Annotated in this window: 26 protein-coding genes; 20 read left to right on the top strand and 6 right to left on the bottom strand. The window is 62.7% G+C overall.

All coding sequences use genetic code 11. The features are described from left to right. Positions 1 to 163: 163 nt before the first annotated feature. Complete coding sequence (locus ROI90_RS18180) at positions 164 to 532, bottom strand: hypothetical protein (RefSeq protein WP_243520656.1); 369 nt, start codon at positions 530 to 532, stop codon at positions 164 to 166. A gap of 1,180 nt (positions 533 to 1,712) precedes the next feature. Between ROI90_RS18180 and ROI90_RS18175 the strand changes: the two genes are divergently transcribed. From ROI90_RS18175 to ROI90_RS18160, 4 genes are all read left to right on the top strand, one after another. Beyond that, positions 1,713 to 2,642: a replication initiation protein gene (locus ROI90_RS18175; RefSeq protein WP_196956759.1), complete on the top strand. Its 930-nt coding sequence runs from the start codon at positions 1,713 to 1,715 to the stop codon at positions 2,640 to 2,642. Positions 2,643 to 2,757: 115 nt separating this feature from the next. Then, on the top strand, positions 2,758 to 3,198 hold the full coding sequence (locus tag ROI90_RS18170; RefSeq protein ID WP_315999706.1) for a metal-sensing transcriptional repressor: 441 nt from the start codon (positions 2,758 to 2,760) through the stop codon (positions 3,196 to 3,198). A gap of 63 nt (positions 3,199 to 3,261) precedes the next feature. Then, the gene (locus ROI90_RS18165) at positions 3,262 to 3,534 is read left to right on the top strand and encodes a glutaredoxin (RefSeq protein ID WP_243520652.1); all 273 of its coding nucleotides are present in this window, start codon (positions 3,262 to 3,264) and stop codon (positions 3,532 to 3,534) included. An 85-nt stretch (positions 3,535 to 3,619) separates the two neighbouring features. Next, positions 3,620 to 3,823 (top strand): hypothetical protein, encoded by a 204-nt coding sequence (locus ROI90_RS18160; RefSeq protein WP_243520650.1) that lies wholly within the window; start codon positions 3,620 to 3,622, stop codon positions 3,821 to 3,823. 79 nt (positions 3,824 to 3,902) lie between these two features. Here the strand turns inward: ROI90_RS18160 and ROI90_RS18155 are convergent, their stop codons facing one another. Continuing rightward, positions 3,903 to 4,208 carry a hypothetical protein gene (locus ROI90_RS18155; RefSeq protein ID WP_243520647.1) on the bottom strand — a complete coding sequence of 102 codons (306 nt, stop codon included), beginning with the start codon at positions 4,206 to 4,208 and terminating at the stop codon, positions 3,903 to 3,905. A gap of 280 nt (positions 4,209 to 4,488) precedes the next feature. On the opposite strand from ROI90_RS18155, the gene ROI90_RS18150 reads away from it, so the two are divergent. From ROI90_RS18150 to ROI90_RS18120, 7 genes are all read left to right on the top strand, one after another. Further along, positions 4,489 to 4,818, top strand: coding sequence for a DUF6660 family protein (locus ROI90_RS18150; RefSeq protein ID WP_243520645.1), 330 nt, complete (start codon positions 4,489 to 4,491; stop codon positions 4,816 to 4,818). Between the two features lie 198 nt (positions 4,819 to 5,016). Further along, a complete protein-coding gene (locus ROI90_RS18145; protein ID WP_243520643.1) occupies positions 5,017 to 9,420 on the top strand; it encodes a CusA/CzcA family heavy metal efflux RND transporter in 4,404 nt (1,467 codons plus the stop codon). A gap of 24 nt (positions 9,421 to 9,444) precedes the next feature. Continuing rightward, the gene (locus ROI90_RS18140; protein ID WP_243520640.1) at positions 9,445 to 10,626 is read left to right on the top strand and encodes an efflux RND transporter periplasmic adaptor subunit; all 1,182 of its coding nucleotides are present in this window, start codon (positions 9,445 to 9,447) and stop codon (positions 10,624 to 10,626) included. Positions 10,627 to 10,678: 52 nt separating this feature from the next. After that, positions 10,679 to 11,008: a YnfA family protein gene (locus ROI90_RS18135; RefSeq protein WP_243520638.1), complete on the top strand. Its 330-nt coding sequence runs from the start codon at positions 10,679 to 10,681 to the stop codon at positions 11,006 to 11,008. An 8-nt stretch (positions 11,009 to 11,016) separates the two neighbouring features. Next, a complete protein-coding gene (locus ROI90_RS18130; RefSeq protein ID WP_243520636.1) occupies positions 11,017 to 11,631 on the top strand; it encodes a hypothetical protein in 615 nt (204 codons plus the stop codon). A gap of 49 nt (positions 11,632 to 11,680) precedes the next feature. Next, on the top strand, positions 11,681 to 13,933 hold the full coding sequence (locus ROI90_RS18125) for a heavy metal translocating P-type ATPase (protein ID WP_243520634.1): 2,253 nt from the start codon (positions 11,681 to 11,683) through the stop codon (positions 13,931 to 13,933). Beyond that, positions 13,930 to 14,826 (top strand): cation diffusion facilitator family transporter, encoded by an 897-nt coding sequence (locus tag ROI90_RS18120; protein ID WP_315999705.1) that lies wholly within the window; start codon positions 13,930 to 13,932, stop codon positions 14,824 to 14,826. The genes ROI90_RS18125 and ROI90_RS18120 overlap by 4 nt, the downstream gene beginning before the upstream one ends. A gap of 283 nt (positions 14,827 to 15,109) precedes the next feature. Here ROI90_RS18120 and ROI90_RS18115 read toward each other — a convergent pair whose 3' ends face one another. Further along, positions 15,110 to 15,571, bottom strand: coding sequence for a hypothetical protein (locus tag ROI90_RS18115; RefSeq protein WP_315999704.1), 462 nt, complete (start codon positions 15,569 to 15,571; stop codon positions 15,110 to 15,112). Positions 15,572 to 15,577: 6 nt separating this feature from the next. After that, on the bottom strand, positions 15,578 to 15,754 hold the full coding sequence (locus ROI90_RS18110; RefSeq protein ID WP_315999703.1) for a hypothetical protein: 177 nt from the start codon (positions 15,752 to 15,754) through the stop codon (positions 15,578 to 15,580). Between the two features lie 104 nt (positions 15,755 to 15,858). Between ROI90_RS18110 and ROI90_RS18105 the strand changes: the two genes are divergently transcribed. The 9 genes from ROI90_RS18105 to ROI90_RS18065 all read left to right on the top strand — a co-directional run bounded on the left by ROI90_RS18105 (position 15,859) and on the right by ROI90_RS18065 (position 21,897). Beyond that, complete coding sequence (locus ROI90_RS18105) at positions 15,859 to 16,209, top strand: ArsR/SmtB family transcription factor (protein ID WP_243520628.1); 351 nt, start codon at positions 15,859 to 15,861, stop codon at positions 16,207 to 16,209. 29 nt (positions 16,210 to 16,238) lie between these two features. Continuing rightward, the gene (locus ROI90_RS18100) at positions 16,239 to 16,697 is read left to right on the top strand and encodes a DUF6428 family protein (protein WP_243520626.1); all 459 of its coding nucleotides are present in this window, start codon (positions 16,239 to 16,241) and stop codon (positions 16,695 to 16,697) included. Between the two features lie 75 nt (positions 16,698 to 16,772). Beyond that, positions 16,773 to 17,546: a metallophosphoesterase family protein gene (locus ROI90_RS18095; RefSeq protein WP_243520624.1), complete on the top strand. Its 774-nt coding sequence runs from the start codon at positions 16,773 to 16,775 to the stop codon at positions 17,544 to 17,546. Between the two features lie 35 nt (positions 17,547 to 17,581). After that, positions 17,582 to 18,025 carry a DMT family transporter gene (locus ROI90_RS18090; protein ID WP_243520622.1) on the top strand — a complete coding sequence of 148 codons (444 nt, stop codon included), beginning with the start codon at positions 17,582 to 17,584 and terminating at the stop codon, positions 18,023 to 18,025. A 30-nt stretch (positions 18,026 to 18,055) separates the two neighbouring features. Continuing rightward, positions 18,056 to 18,619, top strand: coding sequence for a GNAT family N-acetyltransferase (locus ROI90_RS18085; RefSeq protein ID WP_243520620.1), 564 nt, complete (start codon positions 18,056 to 18,058; stop codon positions 18,617 to 18,619). Continuing rightward, positions 18,606 to 19,715, top strand: coding sequence for an ACR3 family arsenite efflux transporter (arsB, locus tag ROI90_RS18080; protein ID WP_315999702.1), 1,110 nt, complete (start codon positions 18,606 to 18,608; stop codon positions 19,713 to 19,715). The genes ROI90_RS18085 and arsB overlap by 14 nt, the downstream gene beginning before the upstream one ends. A 27-nt stretch (positions 19,716 to 19,742) precedes the next feature. After that, on the top strand, positions 19,743 to 20,174 hold the full coding sequence (locus ROI90_RS18075; RefSeq protein WP_243520618.1) for an arsenate reductase ArsC: 432 nt from the start codon (positions 19,743 to 19,745) through the stop codon (positions 20,172 to 20,174). Then, entirely contained in the window at positions 20,174 to 20,770 is a 597-nt protein-coding gene (locus tag ROI90_RS18070) for a hypothetical protein (protein ID WP_315999701.1), read from the top strand. Before ROI90_RS18075 ends, ROI90_RS18070 begins: the two co-directional genes overlap by 1 nt. Before the next feature lie 59 nt (positions 20,771 to 20,829). Next, positions 20,830 to 21,897 (top strand): ArsO family NAD(P)H-dependent flavin-containing monooxygenase, encoded by a 1,068-nt coding sequence (locus ROI90_RS18065; protein WP_243520614.1) that lies wholly within the window; start codon positions 20,830 to 20,832, stop codon positions 21,895 to 21,897. Here ROI90_RS18065 and ROI90_RS18060 read toward each other — a convergent pair. After that, positions 21,865 to 22,191 (bottom strand): ArsR/SmtB family transcription factor, encoded by a 327-nt coding sequence (locus ROI90_RS18060; protein WP_243520612.1) that lies wholly within the window; start codon positions 22,189 to 22,191, stop codon positions 21,865 to 21,867. The genes ROI90_RS18065 and ROI90_RS18060 overlap by 33 nt on opposite strands. A 7-nt stretch (positions 22,192 to 22,198) precedes the next feature. Next, positions 22,199 to 22,444, bottom strand: coding sequence for a GDCCVxC domain-containing (seleno)protein (locus ROI90_RS18055; RefSeq protein ID WP_243520610.1), 246 nt, complete (start codon positions 22,442 to 22,444; stop codon positions 22,199 to 22,201). Positions 22,445 to 22,448 lie beyond the last annotated feature (4 nt).

Genomic DNA, 22,448 nt, shown 5'->3' with positions numbered 1-22,448 from the left:
GCATGGCGCAACGAGGTGAAGCCATAGTGGCTGTGACGCACGATGTATGGGTATTACGGGGACCTGGGCCAGTTTAGTTGCCGTAGCCCGGCCGTTTAATACGTGGTTCATGTGCTGCGCAGGCAGTTGCAGTATGTTCCTCTCACCAACTATCTACGGTTCCTTAAGCCTTCGATGATGTGAGGAAATGGAGCTGCGCCTGAAAGGACGCCAGCGCCTGGGCATTGGGCAACACAAACCACATGGTCTTACTTGTAAGGGGAAAGCGCAATTGCTGCGCGGGTAGGCCTAAGCTACTGAGCACGCGCTGCAACAGGCGCGGCTCCTCGCGCTTGAGCTTGCCATTTTTCAGGTTGACGATGTTGGTGTAGGTGAGTTGATGCGTCTCACAAAAAGGCTTCAATTCCCCACTGCCCAGCATTTTTAACCTTGCCTGGCCATAGAGCAGCGCATCGGCATAGGAAACGGTCAGACTCAGGTCTGGGAATGGCAGAGGGACAACGTCGGCCTGGGAGGTTACTTCTTCAGTCATGTGTGGTGTATCTTCTTCCTGGCTACCCCATGCTGGGCTCAAGAGCAACTGTTAAGGTCAGTCAGGAGGGTAATCGTGAGGTGCATTTGGCGCAAAGGAAACGAGTCCGAGCGGTTCCACCTGCGTCCCACTGCCCTTCATGGGTACGTAGAAGCCACTTGTTAGTCCTGATACGCTTGCTGCCGGTCCGTTGCAGTCCAAGAAATTAGGCAATGCCTCGCTGAGCTCTCCTGTAGCCTTGCATAACCTACTGCCAGATGGCGCTACCCCGCATTTTGGCTTATAAAACCTATTAGTTCACTTATCAGCTGAGCTGAACTGTAGGCTGCCAAGCCTGCTAAAAAATAGGTTTTATAAGCCCGAAGGGTGCTGTTGGCAGTGCTATCATGCTCAGGTGGCTCTCCTTGGGCTGTTTCGGACGCTGCTGAAGAAGCTGCTAAGAGTCCCTTGTGAGACTTATAAAATCTATTAATGAGCCTTCTATTAGCTTTGAGCGTAGTATTCAAGCTACCTTCGAGGTATACAAGAATGTTCTAAATAGTAGAAAAAGGTAAAAAAATATTTAAAAAGTGCAATCCCATTTTGTGCTTGTTTAGACTCTCTTTTTTGTTGTTTTCGTTCGGGTATCGCCCTAAACCACCACTTTATAAGCTTTTGTACTCCAGCTTCAACAAGCTTGTGAGTATTTTAAGTATTTAAGGTATTTGCAGGGCTCGCAACTTTTTGTACCTCAGCAACTTAAGCGTCTTCAGTAATAGGTTTTATAAGCCAACTAATAGGTTTTATAAGCGGGGTAATAGGTTTTATAAGCTGACTAATAGCTTTCATAAGCCAAACTAATAGGTTTGATAAGCTAATTAATAGAGTCAAATCGCAGGCCTATCGTAAGACTCGCTGCCTGCGAACTAATAGATTTTATAAGTCACGGGTGGGTCACGACTTCTGAGGCTCTCTGCTGGCAGGCCGCGAACTAATAGGTTTTATAAGTCTAACTAATAGCTTTTATAAGCCTCGGCAAAAACTCGCGGTCAGCTAACTAATAGGTTTTATAAGTCTAATTAATAGCTTTTATAAGCCACCGAGACTGGCACCTTGCCGCTTACTCATAGATTCAGGATTTGGCTCTATTAGTTTCCGATTTAAGCCGTATGTTTGCTTTGTATCACCACAGTAGCTGCGTATGGCCGCGCCCGAATCCACCGTCCCGATAGAAATTCGGCAGCATAATGCGCTGACGACGGCCCGCTACGAGATGAGTGCCTGCGAGATGGACATCGTATTTTCGCTGCTTTCCAAGCTCACCAAGCAGGATAAGGCCGGTACCATTTATGAAATCCGGGTGCAGGAGCTCATGGAGATGACGGGCCGGACCTGGAACTACAAGCAGCTGCTCGAATCCACCGAGAACCTCAACAGCCGCGTCTACCACATCGAGACCGGCAAAACCCTGCTGCAGGTGAGCCTACTGGCTTCGGCCCTGTACCGCAAGGGTGAGGGCACTATCGAGCTGGAGATATCCGAGCGCATGCGGCCCTTCCTGATTGACCTGAAGAGCAACTTCACGTCTTACCGCCTACAGGCGGCTTTCAGCCTGTCGAGCAAGTATGCCAAGCGCATCTACCAGTTGGCCTCGCAGTGGAAGGACATCGGGGAAACCAAGACCTACTCCCTGGATGAGTTCAAGGGCATGCTCAAGCTCAAGGACCCGGCGGGTAAAGAGCCCGAGCAGTACGCCCAGATTTCCTCGCTGCAGAAGTACGTGCTCGACGTGGCCACGACGCAGATAAACGAGCACACCGACCTGCGCATCAAGTACGAGCTGCTGAAGAAGGGACGCTCCTTCCAAAGCATTAAGTTCTACGTCAACACCCAGGTGCCGCAGCAGCTGCCCATCCCCTTCGAGCTGGAGGCCGATGATGCCAAGGTGCAGCTGGCCCGCAAGCACCTTGAAACCCTGGGCGTTCAGGAGCCCAAGCTGGTGCAGGACATTTTGCAGTCTCCTAAGCACGTGGATGCTTTGTTTGCCTTCATCTACAAGCTGAAGACCGATAAAATTAAGGCCACCAAGAATCCCGGGGGCCTGTTCCTGAAAATGCAGGGCCTGCGATAGACGCGAAACTGCCCGACGGAAAGTACGCCTGCACCAGCGTGCTGAAGACCGCAAGCCCGCTCATGATGCTGCATTCCACATCTCAGAGCAACTGCAGAATTTACTGAATTTCTGCTTGACCGACACCCCGGGCGGCTCCGTTATTGCGGAAAACCATAGCTCTATGCTCCCCAAAGACCTTACCCGCGACCTGAAAAGCCGCCTGAACATGCTCGCCGGCCAGCTGCAGGGCATCGGCAAAATGCTGGACGCGGAAAACATCGAGCCCGACCAGGTGCTGGTGCAGTTTAAGGCCGTGACTAACGGGTTGAGTAGCGCTGAGCACCTGCTGCTGGACGAAGTGTTCCGCAAGGGCCTGGCCTTGCAAATCGTGGACGTGGTGGGGGCCTGCCCCGGCGACTGCCAGGACGCCGGGCGCATTGAGGAGCTGCGGCAGCAGTTTCCTACCCTCAGCGAAGGCGAGTTAACGCAGAAAATGCAGGAGTTGCGCGAGATTGGCGGGCGGCTGGAGCAGCACAACGCGGGCCGGGATAAAATAAGCGAGGAAAAAGCTTGACGGACACCCGGGGGTTGAGCGGAGCTTTGCCTCGTTGTTTTTGATAAACCTATTCCCTGCCCCATGAAGCGCATCGTAGAAGTATTTACCGCTGGCTGCCCGCTGTGCAGTCCCGTGGTGGAATTGGTGAAAAGCACGGCCTGCAGCAGCTGCGACGTCATCACCCACAACCTCACCGAAACCGAGGCCGGCAACCCTGCTCTGCGCCGGGCCCGGCTGCTGGGCGTGCAATCCCTGCCCGCCGTGGCCGTGAACGGCACCCTGCTTGCCTGCTGCCAGGGCGCCGGCATCACCAAAGAAGCATTAGCAGCCGCCGGCATCGGCCAAGCGGCCTAGCCCTTCGCTTATTGCAGGGCACGGCCTGCGTATCTTCATCAACCCGGTTGCCGTACCCGGCCGACTCACCCCAATTCTTTGTTGTATGAAACGCAAAATGATGATGTTCGGCGCTGCGGCGCTGCTCTCCGGCGGGGCCCTGTTCGGCTTCACCAACCCGGCTGCCACGACTGCGGCCGACTGCCCCTTGAAAGGCACCCCCGAGTGCCCCCTGGTGAAAAACTGCCCGGATAAAGGCACGGCCGCCTGCACCCTAGCCGGCGTACCCGCTTGCTGCGCGAAAAAGTAAGCACAACACGCCTGCACAAAGGCCGGTCCCTATCAGTAGACCGGCCTTTTTTGTGACTTCACGGCGCGGCACCTCGTGCTCAGGCCAGCAGGTAACATGAGAAAAGGGACGTACTGGTCCGAATCAACCCTTCTATTTCGGCCTCGGTGTAGCGGCGGCCGGTGGAATAAGCCTCGGCCAGCAGGGGTGGGATGTGCACGATGTTTACCGTGTAGCAGCCTTTGCGATTATGCGCGTAGGCCGGCACGGGCGGCGGCACGGCAAAGCAGTCGTTGTGCGCCAGCACATCTACCCGCATCACTTCCACGGCCATCAGGGTGCCGGTCGCGTTCAGCAGCTTCCGGCCGGTGGGCGTGAACCGAACCGGGTCCCCACAGCCGTTCAAAACTTGCTCGAGGTGCCGGATGACTGGCCTTGGTTAAAAGTTCGGTACAAAGGTTAAACGAGCAAGTTAACTAGCACCAACAACGGAAGGCAAAAAGGCTTTCTTGCAGGACTTCGCGCTGGGAAAATGCCCTGACCGCTTTTCAGCAAACAAGGAGTACCCGCCCGGAACTTCACCCGGGGGCAGCCCTACCGGGCTAGTTGTTCGGTCGGGGAACCTTCACCGGACTTTAGCGGTAAAAGCAGCTCCGGCCCCCGGGATTCACTACCTTTGCCGCTTCATGCGCCTGCTCAGCCTGTTTTTCGCCTGCTACTTCGCGTTCCTCTCCTGCATGACCTGCACGGACGAGGTAGCCGTGTGCCAGGACCAGGCCCAGACAACGGTGGCAGCGGCTACGCATTCGGACTGCAGCTCCGACGCCTTGGGTGACTGGTGTTCGCCGCTCTGCCAGTGCCACTGCTGCGGCGGGGTGGTGGTTACACTGCCAGGCATGGCCGTAGCTGCTTACCCCCAGTTGGTGGAGTGGGGCACCAGCCCCCAGCACGGCCGGCTGATAGTGGGTGCCCCGACGCGGGCCCTCGGTTCTGTGTGGCAGCCGCCCCAGGCCTAATACTTTCCTCTTTTTCCTGCTAACCACCCTGTCCGGGCGGCCTGCTTCCTTGTGGAGCCGGCTGGTCGGAGCTTGCTAACGCGTGGCGTTGGCCCCAGAAGTGCGTTCCATCCCCGCCGTTCCCGCGCTCAGTAGCCGGAACCGCCGGGTGAGCAGGCTATTCACTGAAAGTGTTAGACCTAACCCCCACAGCAACGGATGTTTGACCGGCTGATTCATTTTTCCATTCACAACAAGCTCATTATCGGGATTCTGACCCTGGCCCTGGTGGCCTGGGGCAGCTACTCGTTGAGCCGGCTGCCGATTGACGCGGTGCCCGATATTACCACCAACCAGATTGTCGTTTATACGGTGGCTCCTTCGCTGGCTGCCAGCGACATTGAGCGCCTCGTGTCCTTCCCCGTCGAGCAGAGCCTGGCTACCATTCCCGGCCGGGAGGAAGTGCGCTCCTTTTCCCGCTTTGGCCTCTCGGTGGTTACCATCGTCTTCGAGGATAAAGTTGACATTTACTGGGCCCGCCAGCAGGTCGGGGAGCGCCTGCGCGAAGCCGAAAGCCAAATCCCGGCCAGCATCGGCCGGCCCGAAATGGCTCCGGTCAGTACTGGTCTGGGCGAAGTCTACCAGTACCTGGTACGCGCCAAGCCCGGCTTCGAGAAGAAGTACGACGCCCGCGAGCTGCGCACGATTCAGGACTGGATAGTGCGCCGGCAGCTGCTGGGCACCCCCGGCGTGGCCGACGTGGCCAGCTTCGGCGGCCAGCTCAAGCAGTTTGAAATCCGGCTGGACCCGACCCGCCTGCGCTCGTTGAACGTCACCACGGAACAGGTATATCAGGCCGTTTCGCGCAACAACCAGAACGCGGGCGGCGCTTACCTCGACCAGAAGCCCACGGCCTACTTTATCCGCACCGAAGGGCTGGCTGAAAACGCCGCCGACCTGGGCAACATCGTGGTGCGCAGCACGGCGGGCGGTATGCCGGTGCTGGTGCGCGACGTGGCCGACGTGCGCCCGGGCTCGGCCGTGCGCTACGGGGCCATGACCCGCAACGGGGAGGGCGAAGTGACCGGCGGCATCGTGCTCATGCTGAAAGGAGCCAACGCCAACGACGTGATTAAGGACGTGAAAACCCGGATGCTGACGGTGGAGAAATCCTTACCGGAGGGCGTGGCCATCGACGTGTACCTGGACCGCTCCGAGTTGGTAGGCCGCGCTATCGGCACGGTGAAAACCAACCTGATTGAGGGCGCTTTGATTGTGCTGTTCGTACTGGTGCTGTTTCTGGGCAACTGGCGGGCCGGGCTGGTAGTAGCCTCCGTTATTCCGCTGGCCATGCTGTTTGCCATCAGCATGATGCGCCTGTTCGGCGTGTCGGGCAACCTGCTCAGCCTGGGAGCCATCGACTTCGGGCTGGTCGTGGACGGGGCCGTGATTATCGTCGAAGCCATCGTGCACCGCCTGCACGGCGGGCAGCTGCGGGTCCCGGGCAACCGGCTCAGCACCGAGCAGATGAACGAGGAAACCTACCACGCGGCCAGTAAAATCCGCTCCTCGGCCGCCTTTGGCGAAATCATCATCCTGATTGTGTACCTGCCTCTGCTGGCGCTGGTGGGCATTGAGGGCAAGATGTTCCGGCCGATGGCCCAGACCGTGGCCTTCGCCATTATCGGGGCGTTCATCCTGAGTCTGACCTACGTGCCCATGATGTCGGCCCTGGCCTTGAGCCGCTCGACGGAAGTGAAGCGCAACTTCTCCGACCGGATGATGAGTTGGCTCGAAGCCCGTTACCGCCCGGTGCTGGAATGGGCGCTGCGCCGCAAAGCGGTGGTACTGACCTCGGCCGTGGCCCTGTTCGTCGGGGCGCTGCTGCTGTTCCGCACCCTGGGCGGGGAGTTTATCCCGCAGCTGGCCGAAGGAGATTTTGCCATTGAACTGCGCACGCTCACCGGCTCCTCCTTGAGCTACACCGTGGACCGGAGCCTGCAGGCCGGAACAATCCTGCAGAAGCAGTTTCCCGAAGTCAAGGAGGTGGTGGCCAAAATCGGGGCGGCCGAGATACCCACCGACCCCATGCCTGTGGAAGCGGCCGACGTGATGGTTATCCTAGAAAAAGACCAGGGCAAGTGGACTTCCGCCAAAACGCAGGAAGAGCTGGCCGGCAAGATGGCCGAAGCGCTGAGCGTGATTCCGGGCGTAACCTTCGGCTTTCAGCAGCCTATACAGATGCGTTTCAACGAGCTGATTTCGGGGGCTAAGCAGGATGTGGTCCTGAAAATCTACGGCGAAGACCTCACCCAGCTGGCTTCCTACGCCGAGCGGGCCGCCCGCCTGGTGCGCCAGGTGGAAGGGGCCGAAGACGTGTACGTGGAGCAGGTCACGGGCCTGCCGCAAATCGTGGTCAAGCTCGACCGCAACCGCCTGGCCCGCTTTGGCTTGAATGCGGAGGACGTGAACCGCACGGTGCAAACGGCCTTTGCCGGCCAGACCGCCGGGCAGCTCTTCGAGCAGGAGCGCCGCTTTGATGTGGTGCTGCGCTTGGCTCCGGAGCTGCGCCAGAACATCGGTAACGTGCGCCAGCTGCTGGTGGCCACGCCCACCGGCGAGCAGATTCCCCTGGAGCAGGTTGCCACGGTGGAGCTGCAAGAAGGCCCCAACCAGATTCAGCGCGACGACGCCAAGCGCCGCATCACGGTGGCCTTCAACGTGCGGGGCCGCGACGTGGAAAGCGTTGTGACCGAGCTGCAGGGCAAAGTGGACCGGCAGCTGAAGTTCGCGCCCGGCTACTACACCACCTACGGCGGCCAGTTCGAGAACCTGCGCCAGGCCTCCGAGCGGCTCAGCATTGCCGTGCCGGTGGCCCTGCTACTGATTTTCGTGCTCCTGTTTTTCACCTTCAAGTCACTGAAACAGTCAGTGCTCATTTTCACGGCCATTCCATTGTCGGCCATCGGCGGGGTGCTGGCCCTGTGGCTGCGGGGCATGCCCTTCAGCATCTCGGCCGGCGTGGGCTTCATTGCCCTCTTCGGGGTGGCCGTGCTCAACGGCATCGTGCTCATCGGCTACTTCAACCAACTCAAAGAGGAAGGCCACACCGACCTTTACCGGCGCATTCTGGAAGGCACGCAGGTACGCCTGCGGCCGGTGCTGATGACGGCTACCGTGGCCTCATTGGGCTTCCTGCCAATGGCCCTGTCGCAGTCAGCGGGGGCCGAAGTGCAGCGCCCGCTGGCCACCGTCGTCATCGGCGGGCTGGTAACGGCCACGCTGCTCACCCTGCTGGTGCTGCCGGTGCTCTACGCCCTGTCCGAGCGCAAGTCCGAACCGAAGGGAGAAGAGAAGCCGCGGCCGACGGCTGCCGTACCGGTTTCGGTGCTGCTGCTCGTGCTGGGGGGCTTGCTTGCCGCCGTGCCCGCCCGGGCGCAGGGTGCGCTTACCGCCACCCAGGCCGTAGGGCAGGCGTTGCAGGCCAACGGCACGGTGCAGGCGGCCCAACGCTCCCTGGAAGCCCAACAGGCCCTGCGCCGAACTTCCTTTGACGTAGGCCGCACCACGATTCTGGGCACCTACGGGCAAGTCAACTCCCCGCTGTCCGACAACGTGTTTAGCATCGGCCAGTCGCTGGCGTTGCCGGGCTACTACAAAGCCCAGGCGGGGTTGAGCCAGGCCCAGATTGGGGGCCGGGAGCAGCAGTTGGCGCAAGTGCAGGCCGAGCTGCGCCGGCAGGTGCGCCTGAGCTACGAGCGGGCCGTACACGCCCGCCACCGGCTGCGCACGCTGCGCGGGCAGGACAGCATCTACACCGAATTCCTGCGCGCCGCGCAGCTGCGCTTCAAAGCCGGGGAAGTCGCCCGCCTGGAGCCGGCCAACGCCCTGATTCAGCAGGGAGAGACGCAAAACCTGCTCACCCAGGCCCGGGCCGACTACGCCATTGCCCAGCGCCAGCTACAGGCCCTGCTGCAAACCACGCAGCCGGTCGCCATTGCCGATAGTATCCTGCGCCTGCTGCCTGCCTCCGGAGCCGCGGCTGACACGTCGGTACTGGCCGCTACGCCCCAAGCCCGGGTATTGCAGCAGCAGATTGCCGAGCGCCGGGCCGAAACCCGCGTGGAGCAGGCCCAAGGGCTGCCGCAAGTGACGGTGGGCTATACCAATCAGTCGCTGCGGGGCACCTACGAGGTGGACGGGCAGGCTACGACCTACGGCACCGGCGACCGGTTCCAGAGCGTGCAGGCCGGGGTGGCCATTCCGCTGCTGCGCGGCCCGCAGAAGGCACGGGTACAGGCGGCCAAATTGCAGGAGCAGGTTGCTACGACGACGTATCAGCGCTACCAGGCCGAAGCCGCCGCCCAGCTCGATGAGCTGCGCCTACGCCTGCTGGAGCAGCAGCGCCGGGTGCAGTTCTACGAGCAAACCGGCCTGCCCCAGGCGGCCGTTATCGTGCGCCTGAGCCAACTGGCCTATAAAGCTGGTGAAACCACCTATTCCGAGTTGCTGCTGAACCTGGAACGCGCCCTGACTGTGCGCACGGCCTACCTCGATGCCGTGCTGGCGCACAACCAAACCGCCATTGACCTGGACTACCTGCTGGGCACAGCAGCCCAGTAATTTCTTCCCCCTGACCTGAATCCCATGAATAAGATTGCATCCCTGGTGCTGCTGCTAGGCCTGACCCTGGCCGGCTGCGGTGCCGATAAGAAAGAAGAGGCGGACGCGGAAACCGCCGCCACCGAAGGCAAGGAAGCCGGCGGTGAAGCGGAAGGCGAAGATGCTTCCGATGTCGTGACCCTCTCCGTGGCCGAGCAGCAGGCCGCCGGCCTGAAAACCGCCCGTCTGGCCGACCGGCCCATGGGCGCGGGCCTGGCCGTGACCGGCACGCTGGACGTGCCCCCGGAAAGCGCCGTGTCCATCACAGCCCCACTGGGCGGCTTCGTGGACAACACCGAATTGCTGCAAGGAGCCCGCGTACGCAAGGGCGAAGTGTTGGCCACCATCCGCAACCCGGAGTTTGTGACGTTGCAGCAAGACTACCTCGAAACCCGCGCCCGCCTGGAATACGCCCGCACCGAACTGGCCCGCCAGAAAGAGCTGTATGAGCAGGAGGTAGCACCCCAGAAAAACTACCAGCGTGCCCAGGCCGACTACAACGCCCTGCGCGTGCAGACCAATGCCCAGGCCGCCCGGCTGCGGCTGGCGGGCCTGCCCGTCGGCGGCAAGATGGTCACGACCGCTGCCATTCGCGCCCCCCGGGCCGGCTTCGTGCGGGCCGTGAACGTGACTGTGGGCCAAGCCGTGACGGCCACCGACGCCCTGTTTGAGATTGTAGACCCTGACCACCTGCACGTCGAACTGACGGTGTTCGAGCGCGACGTGGCCCGCGTGCAGAAAGGCCAGCTGATTCGCTTTACTCTGGCCAGCGACTCCACCGGCACCCGCCGGGAGCGCACGGCCCGGGTGTACCTGGTCGGCAAAGCCATTGGCGAAGACCGCACCGTGCGCGTGCACGGCCACCTCGACCAGGAAAACGACCCCACGCTATTGCCCGGACTCTACGTGCGGGCCATGATTGAAACCGGCCGCACCCAGGCCCCCACGCTGCCCGATGCCGCCCTGGTGCGCTTCGAGGGCAAGAATTACGCCTTCGCCGTGGTAGCCGCCGGGCGCTACCGTATGGTGCCCGTGACGCTGGGCCGCAGCGAAGACAGCTTCACGGAAATCACCCTGCCGGAAGGAGTACCGGCCACAAGCAGCTTCGTCACGGATGGGGCTTATTCCCTGCTGGCCAAGATGAAAAACGCCGAGGAAGAGGAATAGCCCCCGGCCGGCAAACGCCGTTCAACCCCATTGTTTCACCGCGACCCAGTTCATGAGCTACCTCCAGCCCTTGTTCCTTTTCTTTATCGCCGGCCTCTGCGAAATCGGCGGCGGCTACCTGATGTGGCAGTGGCTCAAGGCCGACCGTCCGGCCTGGATGGGGCTGCTGGGGGCCGTGCTGCTCGTCGTGTACGGGTGGGTCGCCACCTGGCAGTCCACGTCCTTCGGCAAAACCTACGCCGTGTACGGGGGCGTTTTCGTCGTCATGTCGATTGCCTGGGCCTGGTACTTCGATGGCTTCCGGCCCGACCGGTTCGATGTGCTGGGCGGAACCATCGTGCTGCTGGGACTGGCCGTCATCTTGTTCTGGCCCCGTTCGTAAGCCGTCCTATGCTGGAACTACTCACCGGTGCTTTGGTGCTCAGCCTGCTGCACGCCGCCATTCCCAACCATTGGGCCCCGGTGCTGGCCGTGGCGCGGGCCGAAGGCTGGCCGCTGCGGCGGGCGGTGGGGGTGACGCTGGTGGCCGGACTCGCCCACGTCCTGAGTACCGTGGGTATCGGCTTAGCCCTGGGTTTGCTCGGCTGGCGGCTTTCGGCCCGCTTCGCGCAGTTTGCCGGCTGGGTGGCTCCGCTGCTGCTCATCGGCATCGGGCTGCTCTATGCCTTTTCCGGCACCGGCCACACCCACCCCGACCCCCGGCCCCTCAGCCAGCGCACGCCGCGCCGGCGCGTGGTGCCAGTGTTGGCGGCCACCATGTTTCTGGCCCCCTGCCTGGAAATCCAAACCTTTTTCCTGGCCGCCGGCACCCACGGCCCGGCCGCCCTGGCCCTGCTCATGAGCGTGTACCTGCTGGCCTCCGTGTCGGCCATGTGCGCGCTGGTGGCCCTGGCCCACCGCAGCCTGCAGCGCCTGAACCTCGACGGGCTGGCCCGGCACGAGCGCCGACTGACCGGCGCGGTGCTCGTGCTGGTGGGCGTAGCCGGCTTTTTCGTGGACTGGTAGCCCCTGGCTGACCGCCGCTTTATCCTCTAACCTGACACTTTTTTTTCTTATGCCTGACCCTACTTCCCCCAATACCGACGAAGAGCTGAACACCGCCAAGCAGGTGCAGCTCGAAAACGTGGGCGCCCTCAACCGCGACCAGCTCACGCCTGAAGCCGCCGCCGACCCCGAAGGCCACGACGTACCCGGCCATGACCACGCCGGCCACGACCACCCCGTTGGCAAAAAGGTGGTGGACCTGGCGGGCAAGGCCGTCGACGAGCACGCCGGCCACGACCACGCCAGCGGCGACGACCACGACCACGGCCCGGCCGGCGCGAACCCCTACCTCTGGCCCGGCGTGAGTTTGGCCCTGCTGCTGGGCGGCATCGCCCTTGATTACTACAACGTGGGCTTTTTTACCGGCTACGTGCGCTTGGTCTGGTACGGCGTGGCCTTTCTGCTGGTCGGCTGGAAAGTGCTGAAAGCCGCCGTGCTCAGCATTCCGTCCGGCAACGTGTTCAACGAGTTCCTGCTCATGAGCATTGCCACGCTCGGAGCCTTTGCCATCGGCGAATACCCCGAGGGCGTGGCCGTGATGCTGTTCTACACCGTGGGTGAGCTGTTTCAGGACGCGGCCGTGAACCGCGCCAAGCGCAGCATCCGGGCGCTGCTCGAAATTCAGGCGACGGAGGTAACGGTCGTGCGCGGGGGTCAGTCGCTGGTGCTCGACCCGAAAGCCGTGCAGCTGGGCGACGTGATTGAGGTGCGGCCGGGCGAGAAAGTGGCCCTCGACGGAACGCTGGCCAAAGGCCCGGCCTCGTTCAACACGGCCGCCCTCACCGGCGAGTCGGCTCCGCAAACCAAGCAAACGGGCGAGGTGGTGCTGGCCGGCATGATAAACCAGGAAAGCCTGGTGCAGGTGCTGGTAACAGCCATCTACCAGGATACCAAGCTGGCCAAAATTCTGGCGATGGTGCAGGACGCGGTGGGCCGCAAGGCCAAAACCCAGCAGTTCATCACCAAGTTTGCCAAAATCTACACGCCCATTGTCGTGCTGCTGGCCGTGCTGCTGGTGCTGGTGCCCTACTTCATGGTCGATGACTACGTGTTCCGCACCTGGCTCTACCGGGCCCTGGTGTTTCTGGTTATTTCCTGCCCCTGCGCACTGGTCATCAGCATTCCGCTGGGCTACTTCGGCGGCATCGGCGCGGCCTCGAAAGCGGGTATCCTCTTCAAGGGCTCCAACTTCCTGGACGTAATGCGCGAACTGGACACGGTGGTGATGGACAAAACCGGTACGCTCACCCAGGGCGTATTTGCCGTGCAGCAGGTGCAGCCCGCCCCCGGCATGGACGCGGCCCAGATGCTGCGCCTGGTTGGGGCACTGGAAGTAAAATCCACCCATCCTATCGCCAAGGCCGTGGTGCTGCACGTCGGCGCGGCGGCGGCCGGGGTGCCCGTAGAGAACGTAGAGGAAATCAGCGGCCACGGCCTGCGCGGCCGGGTCGAGGGCCGCGACGTGCTGGCGGGCAACACCAAGCTGCTCACCAAATTCAATGTGGCTTACCCGGCCGAAGTAGACCAGGTGTTCGACAGCATTGTGGTGGCCGCCATTGATGGCCAGTACGCCGGCTACCTGACCGTGGCCGACGCGCCGAAAGCCGACGCCCTGCAAACCGTGCAGGAGTTGCGGGCCGACGGCATTACCAAAATCGTCATGCTCTCCGGCGACAAGGACAGCATCACCCAGCGCGTGGCCAAGGAGTTGGGCATTGACGAGGCCCACGGCGGGCTGCTGCCCGAAGACAAGGCCCGCTACGTGCAGGAGTACAAGGACGCGGGCCGCAAGCTGGCCTTCGTGGGCGACGGCGTGAACGACGCCCCCGTGGTAGCCCTGGCCGACGTGGGCATTGCCATGGGCGGCCTCGGCTCCGACGCCACCATCGAAACAGCCGACGTGGTGATTCAGACCGACCACCCCAGCAAGATTGCCACGGCCCGGCGCATTGCCCGCGCCACGCACTCGGTGGTGTGGCAAAACATCTGGCTGGCCTTCATCGTGAAGGGCATCGTGCTTGTTCTCGGGGCCGGTGGCCTGGCCACCATGTGGGAAGCCGTATTTGCCGACGTGGGGGTGGCTCTGCTGGCAATATTGAACGCGGTGCGCATCCAGCGCATGGACTACACCACGCCGGGCACGGGCAGCACGCCGCCGGCTGTTCCCCCCGCCCCGCAGGTAAAAGAGCACCTGTCAGTGGTCGAGCCCATGCCCCGCGAACTGCGCGAAGGCCCCCACCACCATGCCGGAAACCAGTCATGAGCGAGTCCCACGGCATGAGCGGCAGCGCCGCTTCGCGCAACAAACGCGCCCTGACCATCGTCTTTTTTACGACCCTGTCCTACCTGGTGGCCGAGGTCATCGGCGGCTTCTGGACCGGCAGCCTGGCCCTGCTGGCCGATGCCGGCCACATGCTCACCGATGTGGCCGGGGTGGGGCTGGCCCTGCTCGCCATCCGCTTCGGCGAAAAGCCCGCCACCCCCGAGCGCACCTACGGCTACTACCGCTTCGAGATTCTGGCCGCCCTTACCAACGCGGTGGTGCTGATTCTGATTTCGCTCTATATCCTCTACAAGGCCTATTTCCGCTTCCTGAATCCGCCCAAGGTGGAAAGCACCACCATGATGTGGGTGGCCGGGGTGGGGATGCTGGTCAACCTCTACGGGGTGTACCTGCTGCGCAAAAGCTCGGGCGAAAGCCTGAACATGAAAGGGGCCTACTTCGAGGTGCTCAGCGACCTGCTTACTTCCGTAGGGGTGCTGATTGCCGGCGTCATTATGCTCACCACCAAGTGGTACTACGCCGACCCGCTGCTCTCGGCCGGCATCGGCCTGTTCATTCTGCCCCGCACCTGGGCGCTGCTCAAAGAATCGGTGAACGTGCTGCTGGAAGGCACCCCGGCCGATGTGAACCTGGAAGCCCTGCGCCAAGGCCTGCTGGCCGAGCCGGGCGTGGCGGCCGTGCACGACCTGCACGCCTGGGTACTCACGTCCGGGGTCAACGCCCTCAGCGTCCACGTCGTGTTGGCCGACGGTGCCCAGCACGATGACGTGCTGGCCCGCGCCCATGCCTACGTGACGGGGAAGCACGCCGTGCAGCACGCCACCATTCAGGTGGAGCGCGGCGACTTCGCTAAACACGAAACCCACCTGTAAGAACTGCCTGGCTATTTTTCACCCTTAAGCTGCTCCGGCTCATGTCCGATTCTTCCTAAGACGTTCTCATCATCGACTCCGGCCCCGGCGGCTACACTGCGGCCGCTGTGTGATGGTGCCGCTGATTTTTTGCTGAAATGGGTAATGAGATGTTAGTCTTTGGCCGAGACGCGGGCGTTGACATACCCATCAAGTGGTTGTTCGTTTAACCTTTGTACCAAACTTTTAACCAAGGCCATGACTTGCAGGTAGCTCATGGGATGCACGTGGGGGCCGCCGCAACTTAACGCGTCCGGCTGAGGGGCGCAAGCGGCTGCGTCACATCGAGGGCTACTTGCCCCGCGGCCAGCACCGGCGCGTCCCGCAGCGCGGGGTCCTGGAAGTAAGGCCGGATTTCGATGCGCAGCAGGTGCTGCCCCGGGGCCAGGGCTCTGACGCCGCCATTAGCCAGGAACCGTTCCCACAGCAGCTGACCCCACTCGGCCGCCGCCTCACCGGGCTTTCGCAACGGCTGGGGTAATACCGTCTCGTTAATCTTGACTTCCTGGAAAACCGCATCCGGGGGCAGGTTGGTGAGGTATACTAGTTGCCCGTCGACGTAAAAGCTGAATTGGTAGGTGCCCGTGCGGACCAACTCCTCTAGCGGCAGGCGGGGCGCCAGGCGGTGCAGGGCCTGGGTGAGAGAGGAACCGAGAAAGGCCGTGAAGTACAAGCCGCTTTGGGGAGTTAGGGCGTAGGTGCGCAAACCGATTTAGGCCGCGCCCGGGTAGCCGTCCTCGGGAATGGTGGTGGAACTGAAGAGTATCTGACCGGTGTGGGTCTGATGAAAGCCCGGGGTCGGGCCCTGAAACGGCACCGACGCCCCGGACTGCGCGAACAGGGGCAAGCACCCCAGCAGCGCAAGCAGAATCAGCAAGGGGCTTTTCATGGCAACGAAGCGGCCAGAAGGCGAAGGATAACAAGAAAATAATCTATGTCGCAAACTTACGTCATTTAATGTCGTATATTTGCGACATACTTCACAGCTTCGTTATGACCTACGCCAAGACCGCCGCCTTCACCCAAGAGCAACAGCAGCTGGCCCGCGTGGCCAAGGCCCTGGCGCACCCGGCCCGGGTGGCCATCATCCAGTTCCTGGCTTCCAAGCAAACCTGCATCTCCGGCGACATCGCCGCCGAGCTGCCGCTCTCGCGCACCACCGTCTCGCAGCACCTGCAGGAGCTCAAAGCCCTGGATTTGATTCGTGGCGAGATTGACGGGCTCACCGTCTGCTACTGCCTCAACACCGAGCTGCTCAAGCAAGTCCACCAGCACTTCACCGCCTTTTTCATCGAAGCCACCACCAGCCCGGCCTGCGGACCGGCCGATGCCTGCGGTTGCTAATTCATCTTCCCACTCTAGCCTTTCTGACTATGAAAATCTCCGAAATGAAGCAGACCCTCGCAGGTCTCGAAGCCGTCAATTTCCGCCTGCCTTCGGGCGAGCACCTGCCCGCGCACTTCCACGTGACGGAAGTCGGCTTGGTGAGCAAGCACTTCATCGACTGCGGCGGCGTGGAGCGCAAGGAAACCGTGGCCAACTTCCAACTCTGGGAAGCCGGTGACTACGACCACCGCTTGGCCCCGCAGAAATTCCTGCACATCCTCAACCTGTCGAAAAAGATTCTGGGCAGCGAAGACCTGGACATCGAAGTGGAGTACCAGCAGGCCACCATCGGCAAGTTCGGCCTCACCTTCGACGGCACCGACTTCGTGCTGATGCCGAAGCAGACGGCTTGCCTGGCCCAGGATGCCTGCGGCATCCCCGATGCCCAGCAGTTTGCCCTGCCCCAGCTGCAAATGGCCTGCACGCCCGGCGGCGGGTGCTGCTAAACGCGACCTAAACGGCGCTGCCCTCCCTGGGTGGCGCCGTTTTGCTACCTACTCATCTTACCTCTTCGCCTTCTGATGACAATTGCTTTTTTCTCTGACGTGCACGGCAACCTGCCGGCCCTGGAAGCGGTGCTGGCCGACATGGAGCAGCGCCGGCCCGACATGATTTTCTGCCTGGGCGACCTGGTGGGCTACGCCCCCTGGCCCAACGAGGTGGTCAACGAAGTGCGGCGGCGGGGCATCCCCACACTGGCCGGCAACTACGACCAGGGCATCGGGATGGCCAGCGAAAACTGCGGCTGCGCCTACAAAACGGACACGGAAAAAGACCTGGGCGCCCAGAGTATTGCCTACACCAATCAAGTGGTGGGCCAAGAGGAGCGCCGCTACCTGCGCTACCTGCCCAAGCACATGCGGCTGGACTTTCAGGAGGAGCCCTGCACGCTGAGCCTGCTGATGGTGCACGGCTCGCCGCGCAAAATCAACGAGTACCTGTTCGAGGACCGGCCGGAGAGCAGCTTTTTGCGCATCCTGCAAGAGGCCAACGCCGACATCCTGCTGTTTGGGCACACCCACAAGCCCTACCACCGCACGTTTGCCTACGAGCACGAGGGCGAAACCCGCTACCGGCACGCGCTCAACATCGGCTCAGTGGGCAAGCCCAAGGACGGCGACCCGCGCGCGGCCTACCAACTGCTGCACCTGGACGAGAACACGAAGCTAACGGACCCCAACAGCGTGCGCTCGGAGTTGATTCGTGTGGAATACGACGTGGAAAAGGCCGCGCAGGCGGTGGAAGCCTCGGCGCTGCCCAACGAGTACGCAGACATGTTGCGCAAGGCCTACTAAGGGCCGCGGGCGGCGCTGCTGGTTTTGCTTATGCCATGAAATACCTACCCTTCCTCGTGCTGGTGCTGGCCGGGGCGGCCCTGACCACGCAGTCGGCCGTGAACAGCCAGCTGCGCGGGGGCTTGCAGAGCGTGATGTGGGCCGTGCTGGCCTCTTACCTGGTAGGCACCCTGGCGGCGGCGGCGGTGCTGGCCAGCACCCAGACGCCGCTGCCCACCCTGGCTGCCGTGCAGGGGGTGCGGTGGTACCAGTGGACGGGCGGCGCCTTGGGCATGGTCTACATCGCGGCCATCACCTTTTCCCTGCAACGCGTGGGCGCGGCCCCGCTCTTCACCCTGGTTGTGACCGGGCAGCTGCTCACGGCCCTACTCTTCGACCAACTCGGGCTGCTTGGCCTAACGCGCAATCCCCTCACGTTGAGCCGACTAGCTGGGGCACTGCTGCTTGTCGCCGGGGCCTACTTGCTCAACCGCAAATAAGTCTTTTCACCCCTTTCAGCTGACTACCTGATGAAACTGCAACCCCTGACCGCTGCGCACTGGCCCGAGGTGCGCGCCATCTACGAGCAGGGCATTGCCACCGGCAACGCCACGTTCACCACCGCGGCCCCGACCTGGGAGGACTGGGACCTCAGCCATCTGCCCCATAGCCGCCTGGTGGCCGTGGACGCGGGCTACGGCCACACCGGGCAGGTGCTGGGCTGGGCGGCCCTCTCGCCGGTGTCGAGCCGCTGCGTGTACGGCGGCGTGGCCGAAGTCAGCGTGTACGTGGCCGGCGCGGCCCGCGGGCGCGGCGTGGGCCGGCAGCTGCTGGCCGCCCTGGTGGCCGATTCCGAAGCCAACGGCATCTGGACGCTGCAGGCGGGCATCTTTCCCGAGAACACCACCAGCGTGAGCATCCACGCTGGCGAAGGCTTCCGCGAGGTGGGCCGGCGCGAGCGGATTGGTCAGCTGCACGGCGTGTGGCGCGACACCCTGCTGCTGGAGCGCCGCAGCGCCGTGGTGGGCGTGCTACCCACACCCACATCTCCTATCAACGAATCCGAATTATCCTCTACGCATGTCAACGCTTAACCCTTCGGCCCCGCTCGCGGCGCCGGCTCCCGCCGCCCTGGCCGAAAAGAAACTCTCGGGCCTGGACCGGGGCCTCACGCTCTGGATATTCCTGGCTATGGCGCTGGGCGTGGCCCTGGGCCACTTCGTGCCAGGCATGAACGACGCGGTGAACTACTTCTCGGTGGGCACCGTGAACGTGCCGCTCGCCATTGGCCTGATTCTGATGATGTACCCGCCGCTGGCCAAGGTCAAGTACGAAGAACTGCCCAAGGTCTTCAAGAACACGCGCATCATCGGATTGTCCTTGTTCCTGAACTGGATACTGGGCCCGCTGCTCATGTTTTTCCTGGCCATCTGGCTGCTGCCCGACAAGCCTGAGTACATGATGGGCCTGATTCTGATTGGCATTGCGCGTTGCATTGCCATGGTGCTGGTGTGGAACGACTTGGCCGACGGCTCGCGGGAATACGCGGCCGGGCTGGTGGCGCTTAATTCCATTTTTCAGGTGCTGTTCTACTCCCTGCTGGCCTGGCTGTTTATCTCCGTGCTACCGCCCTACTTCGGTCTGAAAGGCTACGAGGTCAATATTGGCATCGGGGACATTGCCCAGAGCGTGCTCATCTACCTGGGCATCCCGTTTGCGGCCGGCTTCCTGTCGCGCACCATCCTGCGCCGGCTGAAAGGCAACGAGTGGTACGAGAAGGTGTACATCCCGGCCATCAGCCCCATCACGCTGATTGCCCTGCTGCTCACCATTGTGGTCATGTTCAGCCTCAAGGGCGAAACCATTGTGCAGGTGCCGCTGGACGTGCTGCGCATTGCCTTGCCGCTGGCTCTGTACTTCGGCATCATGTTCGTGCTCAGCTTCGCCGCAGGCAAGTGGCTGGGGGCGGATTATGCAGAAAATGCTTCCATTGCCTTCACAGCTACCGGTAACAACTTCGAGTTGGCCATTGCGGTAGCCATTGGGGTGTTTGGGCTCAACTCCGGGCAGGCCTTTGCTGGTGTGATTGGGCCGCTGATTGAGGTGCCGGCCCTGATTGCGCTGGTGAACGTGGCTTTCTGGTTCCGGCGCCGCTGGTACGGCGGCAAGAGCGTGACCACGCAAGCGTAATTCTGAAGCATAAACTATCCCCTGACCATGTCTGACAAGAAAAACGTGCTGGTGCTCTGCACCGGCAATTCCTGCCGCAGCCAACTGCTGCACGGCTACCTGGAGCAAGAACTCGGTGACCGGGCCTCGGTATACAGCGCCGGCGTGGAAGTGCACGGCCTCAACCCCCGGGCCGTACAGACCATGGCGGCGGACGGGGTGGACATATCCCACCACACCAGCAACCACATGGACGAGTACGCCCAGGTGCCGTTTGACTACGTGCTGACCGTGTGCGACCACGCCAACGAAGTGTGCCCCGTATTCCCTTCCTCGGCCAAAAAGCTGCACCACAACTTCCCCGACCCGGCCAAAGCCAAAGGCACCGAGGATGAAATCAGGCAGCAGTTTGACAGCGTGCGCGACCAGGTGAAGGCCTACGCCCACGAGTTTGTGCAGCGCGAATTCCAAACTGCCTGATGACTAAGCGCCCGGGTTCTTTGGGAGTCGGTACGCAGTCTACCGCGCTGCTCGGGCTACTTCTCAGCGGCCCGCTGGCCCTGCCCTGTCGAGCGCAAACGGATACCAGCGCCGTGGCTCCCCCCACGATGCCCGCTGCTGCTCCGGCCGTGGTGCTGACCCTGACCGGGGGCCTGGGTGCCCCCTACGGCAACGGGCTGGACGTGGGCTACCGCCTGAGCCGGCGCGTGGATGCCACCGTGGGCGGGGGCTACGACGGAAGCGGCGTGAAGGCCGGGGTTGGCTTGCGGGTCGATATGCTGACCGAACGCAAGGCCACCACGTTTGCGGGCGTCAACCTGGCGTACTCCGGCGGGCAGCAGGAAATCCTGGTGCAGACGGATGAAGACCGTGCGGGTCAACGGGAAACGGCTCGCATTCGCCTGCGTCCCTGCACCGTGGCCCGCCTGCGGGTGGGGGTGCGCTGGCAGCCCACGCCGCGGCTCGCGCTGTTGACGGCGTTGGGCCAAGGCTTGGTGTTGGGCGCCACCCCCGTGCAGTACTTGGATGGGGCTTCCCCGAGCGAAGGCCTGCGGGCGGTTGTGGACCGGCGGTGACCGGACAGCATTGAGGTTTCGTTGGCCGTCGCGGTGCGGCTGCGCCCGTAAGCACGGCGATGGAAGTGGATGTACTCGTGATTGGGGCCGGCCAGAGCGGGCTGGCCGTGGGCTACTACCTGCGGCGGGCGGGCCTGACCTTTGTGCTGCTCGACGACCAAGCCGAACCGGGCGGGGCCTGGCCGCACGGCTGGGATTCGCTGCGGCTGTTCTCGCCGGCCGATGCCAGCTCGCTGCCGGGCTGGCTGATGCCGCGCCCGCTGGACAACGGCTTTCCCGCCCGGGATGCCGTTATTGACTACCTCACGCAGTACGAGCAGCGCTACGCCCTGCCGGTGCGACGGCCTGTGCGGGTGGTCGGGGTGCAGCAGTTAGGAGAAGGCTACGCCGTGCAAACCGATGCCGGGACGTGGCAGGCCCGGGCGGTGGTGTGCGCGACCGGCAGCTGGCGCAACCCCTTCGTGCCGACGTATGCCGGCCAGTCGGATTTTGGCGGTGTGCAGCTACACTCGGCTCACTACCGGGAGGCGGCGCCCTTTGCCGGGCAGCGGGTGCTGGTGGTGGGCGGTGGCAACTCAGGCGCACAAATACTGGCTGAAGTGTCGCGGGTCGCCCAGACGACGTGGGTGACGGAAAAAGAGCCCCGCTTTCTGCCAGACGACGTGGACGGCCGGGTGCTGTTCACCCAAGCAACGCAACGCTATCACGCGCAGGCCGGTCAGGCGCCGGCTCCGCCGCCTTCGCTCGGCGACGTGGTGATGGTGGACTCCGTGAAGGAGGCCCGCGAGCGGAGCGCGCTTGGCAGTGTGCGGCCCTTTGCGCGGTTCACCCGCACGGGCGTGGTGTGGGCCGACGGCCGGGAAGAAGCCGTGGACGCGGTGATTTGGTGCACGGGCTTCCGGCCGGCGCTTTCGTTTATGGAAGGGCTGGACGTGCTGGAGGCCGATGGACGGGTGGCCACTACGGGCACGCGGGCCACCAAGCGGCCGGGTTTGTGGTTGGTTGGGTACGGTAGCTGGACGGGGTTTGCCTCTGCAACGCTTATTGGCGTGGGCCGCTCAGCCCGGGCAACGGCCGAGGAAATTCAAGTTTTCCTAGCCGCTGGCTTGGTCGGCACGCCGGTTTAATTCGGCGAACAACCCGCCGAGTAGTTCCTGCACCCGGGCCCAGCGGGCGGGGTCGAGCTGGTAGCTAGCGCGGGCGCCTTGAGTTTCGGGGCGCACGAGGCCAGCGACGCTCAGCGCCTTCAGGTGCTGCGAAACGGTGCTTTGGGAAAGGGGCAGCACGGCCACCAACCCGCCGCATGTGCAGCAGGTACGGGCTTGCAGCTGGCGCACTATGGCCACCCGCGCCGGGTGACCGAGGGCTTTGGCTAGTGCGGCCAGCTCAGTGGTCGCGTCAGCAAAGGGCGAAGTAGACATAGTGGGCCTAGCAGCAGCCGCAGGCGCCTTTGCCCTGCTCCTGAATGGGCGGGCAGGGCACCGTGCCGTACGAGCAGTAGACGCAGCAATCGCCGGCCAGGGGCTTGAGTACTGTGTGGCAGCTGGTGCACTCGTAAAACCACTGGCAGGCATCGGTGGGCATCTGCTCGGCTTGCGCGTGTTGGCACACCGGGCAAGTGAGTACCGAGGTCAGTTCAGCGGTCGCAGTTGTAGGGGACGTAAGGGGAATCATAGCC

This window comes from Hymenobacter endophyticus (assembly GCF_032464715.1).
Classification (GTDB): domain Bacteria; phylum Bacteroidota; class Bacteroidia; order Cytophagales; family Hymenobacteraceae; genus Hymenobacter; species Hymenobacter endophyticus.
This window is presented reverse-complemented; position numbering and strand designations above follow the sequence as displayed.